At 37.3% G+C, this 15,581-nt stretch carries 14 protein-coding genes, 1 other RNA gene and 2 pseudogenes; 3 read left to right on the top strand and 14 right to left on the bottom strand.

The window, feature by feature from the left end; all coding sequences use genetic code 11:
- Positions 1-3: 3 nt before the first annotated feature.
- The 5 genes from spoIIIAE to spoIIIAA all read right to left on the bottom strand — a co-directional run bounded on the left by spoIIIAE (position 4) and on the right by spoIIIAA (position 3,414).
- Positions 4-1,230 carry a stage III sporulation protein AE gene (gene spoIIIAE / locus H9655_RS02575; protein WP_191810568.1) on the bottom strand — a complete coding sequence of 409 codons (1,227 nt, stop codon included), beginning with the start codon at positions 1,228-1,230 and terminating at the stop codon, positions 4-6.
- 100 nt (positions 1,231-1,330) lie between these two features.
- Positions 1,331-1,720: a stage III sporulation protein AD gene (gene spoIIIAD, locus H9655_RS02570; protein ID WP_095372605.1), complete on the bottom strand. Its 390-nt coding sequence runs from the start codon at positions 1,718-1,720 to the stop codon at positions 1,331-1,333.
- Between the two features lie 17 nt (positions 1,721-1,737).
- Positions 1,738-1,941, bottom strand: a complete 204-nt coding sequence (gene spoIIIAC / locus H9655_RS02565) for a stage III sporulation protein AC (protein WP_095372604.1) — start codon at positions 1,939-1,941, stop codon at positions 1,738-1,740.
- 37 nt (positions 1,942-1,978) lie between these two features.
- Positions 1,979-2,494, bottom strand: a complete 516-nt coding sequence (spoIIIAB, locus tag H9655_RS02560) for a stage III sporulation protein SpoIIIAB (RefSeq protein WP_191810567.1) — start codon at positions 2,492-2,494, stop codon at positions 1,979-1,981.
- Positions 2,491-3,414, bottom strand: a complete 924-nt coding sequence (gene spoIIIAA, locus H9655_RS02555; protein WP_191810566.1) for a stage III sporulation protein AA — start codon at positions 3,412-3,414, stop codon at positions 2,491-2,493. The genes spoIIIAB and spoIIIAA overlap by 4 nt, the downstream gene beginning before the upstream one ends.
- Positions 3,415-3,572: 158 nt before the next feature.
- On the opposite strand from spoIIIAA, the gene H9655_RS02550 reads away from it, so the two are divergent.
- Complete coding sequence (locus H9655_RS02550) at positions 3,573-4,922, top strand: alkaline phosphatase (protein ID WP_191810565.1); 1,350 nt, start codon at positions 3,573-3,575, stop codon at positions 4,920-4,922.
- A 449-nt stretch (positions 4,923-5,371) separates the two neighbouring features.
- Here H9655_RS02550 and ssrS read toward each other — a convergent pair.
- The 5 genes from ssrS to H9655_RS02525 form a co-directional block, all read right to left on the bottom strand.
- Positions 5,372-5,553: non-coding RNA, 6S RNA (ssrS, locus tag H9655_RS02545), on the bottom strand.
- 53 nt (positions 5,554-5,606) lie between these two features.
- Entirely contained in the window at positions 5,607-6,164 is a 558-nt protein-coding gene (gene efp / locus H9655_RS02540) for an elongation factor P (RefSeq protein WP_191810564.1), read from the bottom strand.
- A gap of 28 nt (positions 6,165-6,192) precedes the next feature.
- A complete protein-coding gene (locus H9655_RS02535; RefSeq protein ID WP_191810563.1) occupies positions 6,193-7,254 on the bottom strand; it encodes a M24 family metallopeptidase in 1,062 nt (353 codons plus the stop codon).
- A gap of 18 nt (positions 7,255-7,272) precedes the next feature.
- Positions 7,273-7,698 carry a type II 3-dehydroquinate dehydratase gene (gene aroQ / locus H9655_RS02530; protein WP_191810562.1) on the bottom strand — a complete coding sequence of 142 codons (426 nt, stop codon included), beginning with the start codon at positions 7,696-7,698 and terminating at the stop codon, positions 7,273-7,275.
- A 106-nt stretch (positions 7,699-7,804) separates the two neighbouring features.
- Positions 7,805-8,317 carry a YqhR family membrane protein gene (locus H9655_RS02525; RefSeq protein ID WP_191810561.1) on the bottom strand — a complete coding sequence of 171 codons (513 nt, stop codon included), beginning with the start codon at positions 8,315-8,317 and terminating at the stop codon, positions 7,805-7,807.
- 310 nt (positions 8,318-8,627) lie between these two features.
- On the opposite strand from H9655_RS02525, the gene H9655_RS02520 reads away from it, so the two are divergent.
- The gene (locus H9655_RS02520) at positions 8,628-9,017 is read left to right on the top strand and encodes an SA1362 family protein (protein ID WP_318245437.1); all 390 of its coding nucleotides are present in this window, start codon (positions 8,628-8,630) and stop codon (positions 9,015-9,017) included.
- A gap of 56 nt (positions 9,018-9,073) precedes the next feature.
- On the opposite strand, the gene H9655_RS02515 is transcribed toward H9655_RS02520, so the two are convergent.
- The 4 genes and pseudogenes from H9655_RS02515 to H9655_RS02500 form a co-directional block, all read right to left on the bottom strand.
- Positions 9,074-9,961, bottom strand: a complete 888-nt coding sequence (locus H9655_RS02515; RefSeq protein WP_191810559.1) for a patatin-like phospholipase family protein — start codon at positions 9,959-9,961, stop codon at positions 9,074-9,076.
- A gap of 669 nt (positions 9,962-10,630) precedes the next feature.
- Positions 10,631-12,373 (bottom strand): annotated as a pseudogene (locus H9655_RS02510) (vitamin B12-dependent ribonucleotide reductase); the annotation flags it as partial.
- Between the two features lie 323 nt (positions 12,374-12,696).
- Positions 12,697-13,515, bottom strand: a pseudogene (locus H9655_RS02505) (ribonucleotide reductase N-terminal alpha domain-containing protein); the annotation flags it as partial.
- A 344-nt stretch (positions 13,516-13,859) separates the two neighbouring features.
- On the bottom strand, positions 13,860-14,696 hold the full coding sequence (locus tag H9655_RS02500) for a lipoate--protein ligase family protein (RefSeq protein WP_191810557.1): 837 nt from the start codon (positions 14,694-14,696) through the stop codon (positions 13,860-13,862).
- 313 nt (positions 14,697-15,009) lie between these two features.
- On the opposite strand from H9655_RS02500, the gene H9655_RS02495 reads away from it, so the two are divergent.
- Positions 15,010-15,393: a rhodanese-like domain-containing protein gene (locus H9655_RS02495; RefSeq protein ID WP_191810556.1), complete on the top strand. Its 384-nt coding sequence runs from the start codon at positions 15,010-15,012 to the stop codon at positions 15,391-15,393.
- The last annotated feature ends 188 nt before the right edge of the window (positions 15,394-15,581 follow it).

Below are 15,581 nucleotides of genomic sequence, written 5' to 3'. Positions count from 1 at the left end.
TCCCTATCTCACCATCATCGTGAGATTTCCAGCTACGATCACGACAGTAATACTAAGAAAAAACATAAGAGACACAATGGCTAATGCTGCAAATACATACATCACACTTTTACTGATTATGTCTAAACATTTAATAATCGGCCCTCCGCCTAATGGTTGAAGAACAGCTGCTGCAAATTTATATATAAACGCAATCATTAAGATTTTGATTGCAGGAAAAGCAACTATAATCATCAAAATGGCGACACCCGCAATACCGACAGTATTTTTCAATAATACAGATGCCGTCACTACCGTATCCGTGGCGTCTGTGAACATTCGACCGATTACAGGGATAAAATTACTTGTTACATACTTTGCCGTTTTTAGTGTGACACCGTCTGTAATGGCTGTCGAAACCCCTTGGATTGATATCACAGCCAAAAACACAGTAAGGAAAATACCTAGTAAGCCCACACTCCAATTTCTCAAGAGATTACCCAATTGCGTGACCTTATATTGATCTGACAAAGTACTGACGATATGGAGTAACGTGGCTAAAAAAAGCAAAGGAAACACAACATATTGAATTAACACACCACTCGTATTCATTAAGAAGAGAATAACTGGATGAAAGAAGGCTGCTGAAATGAGTCCACCCGACGAGGCAATTAATGCTAGCAGCAAAGGAATGAGCGCTAAAATGAATGAAGTCATCTTATGGACAGTATCACTTGCATACTCCATCGCGATATGGAAACTATTCAGCGCTAAAATAACCAATACCATCAAAACGATCGCATAAGCGACTTTACTTACGGTTCCTGATTCGAAAGCATTTTGCAATGATTGCAGAAACATGCTAAATACTACTAGTAAAATTAAGGTTCCTAACAGTTTTCCATTGACAACAAATTCATGAAAAACGAATTTAAGTATGCCTAATGCCCATTGATCAAATGAAAACTCTTTTTCACCTTTTATGAAATCATAGATGCTACCCTTTTGACTTTCCGGTAAAAACCCACCATATTCATTGGTGATATCTTCCCAGAATCCTTTTAATTCATCCAAGTGGAGCGTATCTATTTGCGATTCTACAATATCTTCCGGATTAAAAACTTCTTGAGCCTCTTCGGTTCGGTTCTCATCTGCCTTATCTGTCTCTTCATCAGAGGCATGTACAATGTGGCTTGTCATGAAAATAAACAACATACTAAACAGCAATGTTTTCAATATATAGTGCTTCATCTTTACACCTCTTTATTTAGGGAAGGTGCTACTCTCTTATGATGTTGTCATTTTCTATTCACACCGCATGGGTGGCTCCTTATTTTTCTCTTTACACTTATTAACTTGGGATCATCTGAATAATTGTTTCAATCAGTACCGTTAATATCGGGATAGCCATTGCTAAAATAAAAATTTTCCCTGCCATCTCAATCTTTGCCGCAATCGCACCTTGACCAGCATCTTTCGTAATTTGCGAGGCAAATTCTGCAATATAGGCAATACCCACTATTTTCAATATGGTCTCTAGGTACACCATATTAATATTGGCATTAACAGCAATGCGCTCGATCATATGAATAATCATATAAATCTGATCGACAAGATATAGAAAAATCGTACAACCAACAAAAACCACTAAAAGAAAAGCAAAGTTAGGTTTTTGTTCTTTAATAATCAGTGCCAAGAATGTAGCTATTAAAGCAATTCCTACTATTTTAAGAATATCAATGGCATACCTCTCCCTTCTTATTGAAATAAGAATACTGATTTGATTTTTTGAAAGAGGTTATCTACCACTGATGCAACGAGAAATAAAATATAAATAAATCCAAACAAAGTGACCCATTGGGCATATTCTTTCTTTCCAACTTGGTCAAGAATTGTGTGTAAAAAAGCGACGACAATCCCAACACCGGCAATTTTAAAAATAATCTCGACATCTAATCCCATTATTTTCTCCTCCTACACTCAAACATGAGAAATTTCTCTACATTAATAAAATAATTAGCAGAAGTCCTGATAAAAACCCAAGGCTTTTCGCCATTCTTTCGTATTTTGCCTGTTTCTCATGCGCATCTACTTCTTCACGTTCAAGATGGGCTAATGTCAGCAAAATTTGCTTTTGTTGGGAGATGCGATCATGTCGCCCTAATGTCTCTCCAAATTGTTTCATGATTTCAAATTCACTGTTTTTCAAAGCGGTTTTTTTCCAAATGTGATTCAAGCTATTCTCCCAGGCTCTCATCACTGTCGTTTCAGTTTCTGTTAGCCGAGCAGCAAAATCAGCAAAGAATAACGAAATTGGATGACTTAACTGAGAAGCGAGCCGTCGTGATGCTTCATGTAATGGTGTGTGGCCATACATAATTTCCGCTTCCAATGATTGCAAGGCACTCTTTAGCTGTCTTAGTTGACGCGGTCTTTCACTTAATCGTTTCGATATCTCAAACCCTACGAGAGTAGTAGCCACGATGATGAGTATTGCTCCCAATATTTTAATCATGGTCCAAATACCTCTTGCCTTCCATGTATCCGGATACCCTTACCGTCTTTGACAGCTTGTATATTTCCCGGTCCAGCGCGCCTATTCAGTTCAACAAAACGTTCAAATATATTTAATTGAAGTAAAGGTGCCATTAACGGACGCTTTTTTATATCTTCATACGAAAATCCGTGAGTAGTAGTAATTAACTTTATACCGGCATTAACTGCTTCTAGTACCGCTTCTACATCTGCCTTGCTTCCCAATTCATCGACAACAAGGACATCTGGGCTCATCGAGCGAATCATCATCATCATACCTTCAGCTTTTGGGCAAGCATCTAAAACATCCACACGCGGCCCAAACCTCATTTGTGGTATACCATGAATACTACCAGCTATTTCAGACCTTTCATCGACAATGCCTACTTTTTTAGCAGTTGTGTATTTATTTTCACTAGAGACCATTCTCGCTAAATCCCTAAGCAAAGTGGTCTTTCCAGTTTGTGGAGGACCAATAATAACTGTATGCATCCAACCATTCTGATAAATATGGTGAGCAACAGTTTCTGCAATCCCGATTTTTTCTTTGGCAATACGAATGTTAAAAGAAGCGACATCTCTAATCACTTTTACTTGTCCACCTTCTAAAATAACTTTACCTGCCAGTCCAACACGGTGTCCGCCCTCTATCGTGATATAGCCTCTGCGCAACTCTTCCTCTAAAGTATAGATAGAGAAGTGACCCATCTTATCTAATAAATGAATCGCATCCTCTTCCGTTGCTTGATAAGGTAACAATACATAGTTACCATGTGTAACAACTTCAATCGGACGATGAGTCCTAATTCTTATCTCCTCTATTTCTGCTAACTGACGAGTTGGTAATTGCCGTAACTGTTGTGAGATTGAACTTGGTAAAAATGCTAGAATTGTTTCCACCTCGAAAGTCCTCCTTTTCCTTTGTCTCCATAGGACTTGCTCTTTTCTATTCTCAATGTATGCAAGATGAATCTAACGTATGACCATATAGCAAATAATTAATATTAAAAGAGAGACAATAATTTACAAGACAATCTATTAAAGAGGATGTGAATGGTGTGAAAAAATTAAAATTCTTATCTACACTGTGTTTTTCTTTATTTCTACTAATAAATACTTCGTCTGTTACGGCAGAGGGCAACAAGCCTACTAACATGATCTATATGATTGGAGATGGAATGGGGGTGGGCCAACTAGAGATAGCGCGTGAATTAGAGAAAGGCAAAGAGGGTCAATTGTTTCTGACTTCACTCCCCTTTAGTGCGCTTGTTCAAACCTATTCTGCGAATCGGGTCGTAACTGATTCTGCTGCAGCTGGTACCGCCCTCGCAACAGGGAACAAAACAAATAATGAAATGATCGGAGTCACACCTGATGGCAAGGAGGTCAAAAGCATCCTCGATTTATTTAAGGAGCAAGAGAAAAAGACTGGTATCATCTCAACCAATGCCATCACAGATGCCACACCTGCCGCTTTCACAGCAAGTGTTCTTAATCGCTGGGCAGACCAGACAGATATTGCACAGCAACAACTCACACTTTCTCCTGATGTCATGTTAGGCGGTGGAGACGTTTTTTATGGTCCAGCATTGTTAGAAAAAGCAAAGGAGTTAGGTTATACGATTGTTCGAAATAGACATGATTTATTAAGCAATCAGGAGGGTGATAAATTGCTAGGCCTTTTTGCTCCGTATCATCTATCATTTAAAATAGACCGCAAATATACAGATGGCAACGAACCCAGCTTAAGCGAAATGACAAAAACAGCACTACAAAGGCTTGATAATGCAAATGGTTTCTTTTTAATGGTTGAAGGCGCAAGAATTGACCACGCAGCCCATTCAGCTGATATAGCAAGTGTTTGGAGAGAAACAGTAGAATTTGATGAGGCTGTGAAAACGGCTGTCGAATGGGCGCAAAACCGTTCAGATACTTTGATTGTTGTTGTTGCTGACCATGAAACAATGGGCATTTCTGCGACCGAACCGCTAAAGAGAAAAATGATAAAAAAAATGCAAGCTTCACCAGAATATGTACTTTCACAAACAAAAAAGGGCGAGGACGGGAATTTCATTACCTCTCACTTAGTAGACAATTTATTTAAATATACAGGGATTGTTTTAACAGCGGAAGAAGGCGAACAGCTCAATGTGAGATTAATGAACGCTCGGGGGAAAGTATACAAAAAAAATAAAGCCGCCTGGGAACTCGGTAGCTTTATCTCAGAAAGATATAATACAGGGATCGTTAATCAGTATATCCGTGGCATGAGCAGTGCGGGTGGACATACTGCCAATCCAGTTCCATTATTTGCATATGGTGCAGGTGCCGAACATTTTCATGGTATGTTGGATAATACGGATATTCCGAAGAAAATGGCAGAATTAATGGATTATCATTGGAATTAATGATGGAAAGTAAATCGAGGTTGGGAAATAAGTATGCTAGCTAATGATTCAACCGAATGATTAGTATTTTTATCATCTAATCATTCGGCTCTTGTGTAATTTGAACCCTTATATGAAAAGAATAGTGAAATGGAGCGGAAGACACTCAACTCCTGCGGGAAGTAGAGGGAAAGCTGAGACCAGGCAATGCCTTAGGAGGCTCAACCCCTCTCCGCGGTTAGCGAGTGACTGTAGCGCAATGAATCGGACCTTTTTTCCAAATGATGTTTTAAGATCAATTTGTTATTGTTCTTTTTGAGGTTAGCTCATTTAGTTATGTCCCAGCCTCTTTGTCTTGGTGAAAAACCTGTTTTGTTTTTTGTATAAAAAACGTGAGTTTAAACATTCGTACATCATAACAACGTAAAAAAGACATCTGAGAATCATCTCAAATGTCTTTAATAGTAAATCAAGTAGCCGCTGTTGCCGCCGATTTATATGGAGTTTCATACCTGCTCCACCAGGTGGGTGCTTGCAATAATTTTCCTAACGTCCTAAACAATGTAGGCATGTTATTTCAATTATGATCTTAAGCTCCCTAAATTAACGTAAAGGTTGAAACTTCATATACAAACGAACAACGCAGCAAGTTGATTATTATATTACTATAAGATCAAGAAAATAACAAGTCATCACACTTGATAATTAAGCACGAGATACATAAGAAGCATCTGTTGTGTTAACAATCAGCTTATCGCCTTGGTTCACAAAGAATGGTACTTGCACACTTAAGCCTGTTTCTAAAATAGCTGGTTTTGTACCACCAGATGCCGTATCACCCTTGATGCCAGGTTCTGTTTCAGTTACTTCAAGTACGACCGTATTTGGCAATTCAACACCTAATGTTTCACTTTGATATAAAATAATGGAAACTTCCATATTTTCTTTTAAGAACTTTAATTCATATTCAATTGCATCAGCACTTAATTCAATTTGATCATAAGATTCTGTATCCATAAAGACGTGTTGATCGCCATTAGCATATAAATATTGCATTTTACGATTATCAATTTGTGCTTTAGCTACTTTTTCACCCGCACGGAATGTTTTTTCTTGAATAGCTCCTGTACGGAGATTACGTAGTTTTGAACGAACGAATGCCGCACCTTTACCTGGTTTCACATGTTGGAAATCCATTACGCGCCAAATCCCATTATCTACTTCAATGGTTAAACCTGTTTTAAAATCATTTACTGAAATCATGCAAAAAGTTCCTCCTACTATTCACTCATTAAAGAATAACTAATTCTTTTGTTGATGTATTAAGGTTTTCATTACCCTCTTTAGTTACAATCGTATCATCTTCAATTCTAACGCCACCGATGCCTGGTAAATATATACCCGGTTCACAAGTAACAACCATTCCTGGTTCTAATACGATGTCAGATTTAAAAGAGAGCGCTGGTCCTTCATGGACTTCTAAGCCAATACCGTGACCGGTAGAATGACCAAAATATTCACCATAGCCTTTTTCTGAAATATAGTCTCTTGTTAAAGCGTCAGCTTGCTTTCCAGTAATTCCAGCTTTAATCCCTTTCATACCGCGTAACTGTGCCTCTAAAACAATATCATATACTTCTTTCATCTTATCGCTTGGTTGACCGACAGCAACGGTTCTTGTTATATCAGAAACGTATCCATTATATAACGCACCAAAGTCAATTGTAACAAGCTCGCCTTTTTCGATGACTTTATCACTCGCTACACCATGAGGTAGAGCCCCACGAACACCTGAAGCAACAATCATATCAAACGAAGATGAAGTCGCTCCTTCTTTTCTCATAAAAAACTCTAATTCATTTGCCACTTCTATTTCTGTTTTACCAGGTTGAATGAAGTTAAGAATATGAGAAAAAGCGCTATCCGCTATTTTCGCGGCTCCCTTTAATATCTTAATCTCTGATTCATCCTTTATCAAGCGTAACTTTTCAATTTCGCCTGATACAGGAATTAATTCAGCATCAATTGCTTCATTAAAAGTTTGGTATGAAGCATATGTAACATAATCTTTTTCAAATCCTAATCTCTTAATACCTAATTGCTTTACGATCGATGCCACTTCTTCAGGGATCGTTCCTTTATGTTGAACAACTGTATATCCAGTACATTGCTTGCTAGCTTGCTCTGTATAACGAAAATCAGTAATGAACAACGCATCGTTTTTGCTAATTAAAACCGCTCCGGCAGACCCTGTAAAATAAGAAACATAACGTCTGTTATAAGCACTCGTAATCAGCATAGCATCAATACCTAATTGATCAAAACTACTTCTTATTCTATCTATCTTTGTCATCTCTTCTTCTCTCCCTTATTAATCTGTTAGTGCAACTAAAGCAAGCTCATAGCCTTTCATTCCTAAACCAACGATTTGCCCCTTTGTTACTGCTGCCATGACAGAATGATGTCTGAATGATTCTCTTTTATGCACATTGGAAATATGTACTTCAATAACAGGGACATCAATGGCTGCAATGGCATCACGAATAGCAATACTATAGTGAGTAAAAGCTCCTGGATTAAATATAATGCCTTCATATTTCCTATTCGCCATATGGATTTGATCAATGATTACGCCTTCGTGATTAGATTGCACACAAGTAAGCGCAACATGTCTTTGTTCAGCTAATTGTTTTAGATTATTTTCAAGCGACTCTAATGTGTCCGAGCCATAAATCCCTGGTTCACGTTGGCCTAAAAGATTTAAATTCGGTCCATTGATGAGCAATATTTTTTTCATGGCGCCACTCCTACGAATACTGAAATATTCAATATGGCTATTTTATCACAAAATAGAGAACACTCACTATAATAAAGCAAATAAATGCAATCAATCCTCTAACAATTTATGCTTTTCCCATTTCTTGTTCTTCTTTCATCTTTTTTTGTTCTTCATTTTCATATGAAATGGAATAACCGACAAATACACCGTACAATACATATAAGCAGACAGATGTAATAATCGTATTTATTTTCAAATCTCCTACAGGCGCAATATTAGGAAACATCGGATTTAGTACAAAAAAAACAAGGGCAAACAAAACAATTCCATAAAGGGCACCAAACCACATTTTCTTCAACCTTCTCATTGTCCAATAATAAATATAAGCAGCTACAATTGAGACAGCTCCAATTAAAATAATCGAAATCACTGTGCCAAGCCACCCATCCTTCCAATCACCTATTGTCCATGGTTCTAAAATAACTCTTGGTCCTACTTCAGTTAAATTAAGAACATATGCGATGTAACCAATTGTACTCCAAAAAACACCTCCGACAAATCCAGTGATAACAGTTAAAGATGTCATTGATAATGGTTGTTCCCGTTCGTTTTGTTCCAATTCATGTTTATCACTCATATGATTCACCTCCGTGCTTATTATGTCCAAAGCAGGGAGAAACCATTGCATCTTTCATAAAATTGTTAAATTCCGTATTTTTTTCTTGTTTTTTATTTATTTGTAGAGGGTTTCACAGTGAAAATAGAGAAATTTATATATAAAATCTTATTGATTGTACAAGATAGTCTAAGATAATATTTTTCTTATATAAGTTCTGCTTGAAATCTCAAATATTGGGTAAGATAACTTTAAAAGGGTGCTATAAATTGATTTTTTGCTCTTTCGAAGTTTAAAAGCTTACAAATATGCTCATCATGCTCATAGGGAGGTGGCTTTCTTGAAGAATCGGAAATCCTTATATATTTTTGGCGCACTTATTTTTCTTGCAATAATTGGGCTTGGTTCTCAATTAATTAAAGACCCAGCCGGATTATTTCGAGGTATAGCCATTATGGCGCTTGTTGGGGTCGTTATCTATTTTGTCGTCCAGAAACTTAGCGGGTCATCAAGTCCCAATAAGAGTGAGCGAAAAGCATTTGCGCAAGCCGCTAAAAAATCAAAAAAACGTTTTAAAAATAAAGAGAATCAAACTTCGTCAAGCCGAAGAGGTAAGCCAGGCACTTTAACTTCTATAAAAAAATCAAAAAGAAATACCTCTGTACATCTAACAGTCATTGAAGGAAAAAAAGGCAAAAAGAAAAATCGGGCTTCTTTATAAGAGGTCCGATTTTTTATGTCTGATCGCAGGCAATAGACAGATTTTAGGTTTTGTTTTCAATAAGTCCATGTGGCAAGAAATTCTTTCGCTCTTTCCCTCCCAACTTTCAGTAAATCTTTCTTCCCTTCCTCAGTTAACTCAAACTCTGTCGCTAAAACGCCTTCTGTAGGAACAAAAATAACATTCTGTTCATGACTTCTCGAAATATAACGAGAATCATGAGCATCCTTCATTGTTTCAAATAATGCTTCAAACATTTGAATGGCATTCTTTATTCTTCGTGGAGGCTGTTCACTATTATTATTACTCAATTTTACCCCGAGAACCGGTCTCGTTTTCTTCACATTATCTTTATCGAACAACCACATAGGGAAGTTACTTAAGACGCCACCGTCCACAATTAGATTATTACGCTTGCCACGGCCACCAATTTTCACAGGTTCAAAAAAGTAAGGCATACTACAGCTCATCCTCACTGCCTTGGCTACAGAAAAACGATTTGGGTCTATTTGGTACTTCGGTAAGTCGTCTGGTAGTACAAGTAATCTCCCATTTGATAAGTCTGAAGCAATAATGCGGAGAGAGAGCGGAGACACGTCAGCAAATGTTCGAATCCCCCTTGCTGCTAAACGGGCTTCTATCCATTTTTCTAATTCATTTCCCTTATATAATCCTAAACTCCAAAATAAAAAAAGCCATTTTGCTACAGCGATAGGAATAAGGGACTTTCTATTATCTAGAAACAGTTTTAAATCCAAATCGTCCATCATTCTTTCTATCTCTTCACTTGAGTAGCCAGCGATAATTAATGCAGATATAATTGAACCGGCACTTGTTCCAGCGACACGTTTGAATTGGAAACCTTGTTTTTCAATTTCCGCAAGAGCACCAATTAGAGCAAACCCTTTTATGCCCCCTCCTGAAAAAACACCATCGATTTCCATGTATACAACCACCCCATTCTAATTTGCATACATCCTTTTGCAAAAAGAAAAAAGCATTATAATACATTTGTAATCACTTGAGCTTGGCAATAGTCCGATTTTTACGAAAATCACGAAACCGACGTTTGGTAATAAAAGGGCTCAGAAGATACCCATTGTTTAAAGATTTAAATAAAACGGACTTTCGCTTAGAGGACAATATTATGAAGCAAATGTTGATGAGAAAACAACTGAAGACATTGAATGTTAAGTCTCTAGGTTGAGGGGAGGGGAGTTTTCGAGCATATAATTAGATTTATGGTGGTGCTAGCATTCTTTTTTATCTCACGTTTGATGATCAGTGGAAGGCTTTTACTCATGAAGGCTGAGGAAACTTCCTTGCTCTGCTATCTTTGTTCTTTTCACTTTCGATGCACGAGCAAATTCCTTTTGCTCTGCTATCTTCTCGAATTCTTGCGAAGTTGTACGCGCAAACCTGTTGCTAGAGACTAATTTTTCATTTTCAACTAAACAAACCATCTTGTGTTGTATGTACTTGATTCACCCCGTCAAGCTACTTTTCTTGATTTTACAGACAGAAAAAAAGCATGAACAAATTCACTAAGTAATTTGTTCATGCTTTTATTTAGATTAGTGAGCTAAACTACACTTTCATTCCATGCTTGCAGCTTATAACCCACATTTTAATTGAGCATTACAATTGGTGCATGTATTACAGCCGCCAATTTCTTCTACTTTCCCTTGTCGGCATACAGGGCAAGTATTACCCACTTCGGATCCAATAGTGACATCAGTTGAACGTAAATCATTGATTGTATCAACAAGTACAACATGCTGTTTATTGGATGATTTCTGTTCTAAAGTTTCTTCCTCAAAAGAATTTTCTTCAGCTTTTAAAGTTAATACTTGAGAGTCTCTTGAGCCATCCACGTATACAGTTCCGCCTTTTGCTCCGCCTTTGTATAGACGCTCATACACTTTTTGCACTTGTTCTACACTATAACCTTTAGGCGCATTCACTGTTTTACTTATAGAGCTATCAATCCAACGTTGAATCACACATTGCACGTCAGCATGTGCTTCAGGCGCTAAATCCATTGCAGCAATAAACCAGTTTGGTAAGTTTTCAGGGTCCGCCTCTGGGTGACGATCTAAATATTCTTGCACAATATCAGCTTTTACTTCAATGAATTTACCAAGTCTACCACTTCTAAAATAAGAGAATGAGAAATATGGTTCTAATCCTGTAGAAACACCAACCATTGTCCCTGTTGAACCGGTTGGAGCAACTGTTAATAAATGAGAATTACGAATACCCGTTTCTAGAATAGCCTGCTTGATATCAGCCGGCATTTTTTCCATATATCCTGTTTCGATAAAGGCTTTTCTTAAGCGGTTCGTTTCCTCCATTGTTTCTCCGTTTAAGAATGGGAAGCTGCCTTTTTCTTTAGCGATTTCTACCGATGCACGATAAGCCGTTGTTGCAATCGTTTCAAACACTTGGTCAATTAACACATTACCTTCTTTAGAGCCATACTCTGTTTCACAATAAATTAATAAATCATGCAGTCCCATTACACCTAAGCCAACTCGACGTTCACCTAAAGCTTGTTTTTTATTATCTTCAAGGAAATAAGGTGTAGCATCGATAACGTTATCTTGCATACGTACGCCAATCTCGACAGTTCTCGCCAACTTGGCAAAATCAACTGTTTTATTTTCCTTGTCAGCCATTTCAGCTAAGTTCACTGCTGCTAGATTACAAACACTATAAGGAGCTAATGGCTGTTCGCCACAAGGGTTTGTTGCTACTACCTTTTGGCCATAGCTTTTCGCATTGGTCATATCATTCGCGTTATCAATGAAGAAGATACCAGGTTCAGCTGAATAAGTTGCACAAATATTAATTAAGTTCCAAAGCTCTTTTGCTTTAATTTTACGATATACACGAACACCGTGACCTAACTTTTCCCATTCACGCACATCGCCAACTTCATGCCATTGTTGGTTGTAGTTGTCCATCTGCTCACGATCATAACTCTCTACATCCGGGAAACGAAGTTCATATTCGCCATCATTTTCAACTGCTTCCATAAACTCCTTCGTTAAACAAACGGAAATATTCGCTCCAGTAAGGAATTCAGAATTATGGACAGCATATGTTCCACCTATTAATAATTTTTCTTCTGCATCTTTAATGATTTTCTCATTAAATCCACCTAAACCAGGAATGGTTTTATAATTAATTATTCCTTGATACATGGCAATCTCTTGCTCTGTAAATGGAGTGAATTTTAGTTTTTCCTTAGCATAACGTTTAATTGTCTCATCTTCCGTATTTTCAAGTAAGAAACGAAGGATTCTTGGATTTTGCATTTTAGAAATAATAAATTCAATAATATCAGGATGCCACGTTAACTACCGTCCCTTTCAGGATATTTACACTGCTCTTAGCAGTCGGACTAGACTATATCATCACCCTTATGTAAAGGGGGCCGGGCGCTATTTGAGAGTTTATTGTTGGGGCTCACTCTCTAGTCGTTGAACCTTCACCACTACCTATGCCCAGTGGTGCTTGGCTGCGGATTGTCCCATGCAAAACATTTTTTATAGCGTTCACGCTCACCGTTGCCAGTCACGTTGTCGCAGTTTTGCCTTTAACAGGATATCCCCGCAATTCACCCGATTTTCTAGTCATTCATTGGTTTGAATGACGCGGACTACAGCATCAATTAATCCGCCAACATTATCATCTGTGCACCTCTTCTTGAACCACCTTGTTCAACGAGATGTGTTAACTTCGCAATATCATCTAACCAAGAAACAGAACCGGAAGATTTCCCATTCACTCCTTTTGCTAGTGTATTACGCGGTCTTAATGTCGAACCATTCGTTCCAACACCGCCACCTCTAGACATGATTTCCATGACTTGTTTACGATGCTCAGAGATCCCTTCACGAGAATCTTGTACAAACGGCATTACATAGCAATTAAAGTATGTAACCTCAGTATCTGCACCGGCACCATACAAGACACGACCAGCTGGGATAAAGTTCAAATCAGCTAATTCCTGATAAAACTTTTCAAACCATTCTTTCTGTTTTTCTTCAGTCCTTTCGACCGAGGCCAATCCTGTTGCATTGCGCTTAGCAATTTGCTCGTAATACACTTCTAACGGCTTCTCTATAACGTCTAAGGAACGTTCAATGATTCCCGTTTCTACCTCTTCTTGTTTATCGAGTACGCCGCGATAATCTTGTTCAACTTGAACAACTGCTTTTTTATTTTCCCAATCAATCTCTACAATGTAGCCTAAGCCTCGCGCAGGAAACTTTGGATCTTCCTTAATCGTTAGAACAACAAAGTCACCTTCTGATAACGTTACTTTTTCTGTATCTTTAAATGTATATCTATCAAGCATAACTAGGCGGGAAACACCTTTGTGGGTTAATTTCATCTCTGGAGTAATAGGATGCACTTGTGGAAATAAGCGGATGTCCTCATTTAACCTCTCAACATTTAACTTTAATTCTTGTCCAACAGCAACAGACATTACGACAACTCCTTCAATCATTAAAAATTTATTTCTCTTTATGTTTACATCATATATGCTTTTAATATTGTTTTTAGAGAATACCCTTACGTTATCACAAATAAACCTCAATAATCAACATATAGTACCTACTTTATAAAATCTGACACTATATATTGTGTTATTTTTATTTTGTCAAATATAAGAAAGAGGATAAGCACTCGAAAACGTGAGCAATTATTTATTTAAGTGAATAAAATAAATGATTTTCACCAATTTTACGGCTTGCACTTTAAGTCGTTTCTCTCAAACCTAGTAGACAAAACAATTCGACTCTACTCTGTTAAAAGAGCGAGTCGAATTTATTATCGTTTAAATGTCCATTCATCATTTTCATATCTTTCTTTTGCCAGCTTTTCAACATAAGCCATTTCTTCTGCATTAAGCTCATAAGGCTCTAGAATGATATCAAGTCCTTCTTCAAACCCCTTTTTAAAAGCCACTACTGCATCTCCATAAGTAATTGTTCGATCGGTAAGTTCATTAATTGCTACCGCTTTACTACTAAATGCTCGTTGCATTCTTTCTCTCACGCGATCGCTTGAATAGTTAAACAGACTAAATAATTTATCCTCATCTAAATCAAGTAAGATGGAACCATGTTGTAGAATCACACCTTTTTGCCTTGTTTGGGCGCTACCTGCTACTTTACGACCTTCTACAACTAATTCATACCAACTTGGTGCATCAAAACAAACGGATGAACGAGGATTCTTTAGCATTTCTTTTTCTTCCTTTGAACGAGGTACAGCAAAGTATGCTTCTAATCCTAGTTGTTGAAAACCTCGTAATACCCCTTCTGAAATCACACGATAAGCCTCAGTAACTGTTTTCGGCATTTGTGGATGTTCTTCAGGAACAATTACACTATAAGTCAGCTCATGTTCATGAAGAACACCACGACCACCTGTAGGTCTACGAACAAAACCTAAGCCATTTTCCTTTACAGCTTCAAGGTTAATTTCCTTATCAACTTTTTGAAAATATCCGATAGATAGTGTGGCTGGGTTCCACCCATAGAAACGAATCACTGGTGGTATTTTCCCTTCGCTATTCCAATCTAATAAAGCTTCATCTAAAGCCATATTAAATGATGGAGAACCCATACCTGAATGGATAAATCGCCATACTTCCTTCCCCATAATAACCCTCTTTTACTTCTATTTTTAGTAAACGTTTAAGCGTATTTTAGTCTATCAAAATTCGACCAGAAAAAAAAGTCATACATTCTTCTTTCCATATTGTTGTAAAAAACAATTCGTTCTTGCAACCGATAAAGCGATCAAAATTTGAGCGCTTATATGGAAAGATTATTTTGCCTTTGCTAAATGGGCAAAAAAGTGTGCTTCATTAAGTTTTCATTACAATTTTCTCGTACTTGTCCTTTACTAAACCTATGAAAAACTTATATAATATATCTTGGCGTAAGCAATGTTTGAAAGGAGCAAATATGATTTGTCTACTCTATATTTTTTATTAATTATAATCGGTGCTATTATTGTCTACACAGTAATCACAAGGTTGTATCAAAAGAGAATTGTAAAAACATTATCAGAACAAGAATTCAGAGAAGGATATCGTAAAGCACAATTGATTGATGTGCGCGAACCAAATGAATATGAAGGTGGACATATTTTAGGTGCTAGAAATATTCCCCTATCTCAGTTAAAAACAAGACTTGTTGAACTTCGTCAAGATAAGCCTGTCTATTTATACTGCCAGAGTGGAATGAGAAGCGGTAGAGCCGCTCAACTATTGTATCGAAAAGGATACAAAGATCTCTCTCATTTACAAGGCGGCTTCAAAAAATGGGGCGGGAAAATTAAATCTAAAAAATAGATCTCTCAAACCGCCCGACTTAAAACGGGTGGTTTTTTCCCATTTTGTCATTTGTAAAAACCCTCTTCCCTCTGAAAAAATCCCATATAACAAACCACGTTAGACCATTTATAAAATGCAAAAAAGTCCCCCATATACCTACTAATAAACTGACCATTTTTCCTTTTTATGAGAAGAATAAGCTCAGT

Source organism: Cytobacillus stercorigallinarum (genome assembly GCF_014836495.1).
Classification (GTDB): Bacteria; Bacillota; Bacilli; order Bacillales; family Cytobacillaceae; genus Cytobacillus; species Cytobacillus stercorigallinarum.
Note: the sequence above shows the minus strand (reverse complement) of the source record. Positions and strands in the feature narration are given on the sequence as shown.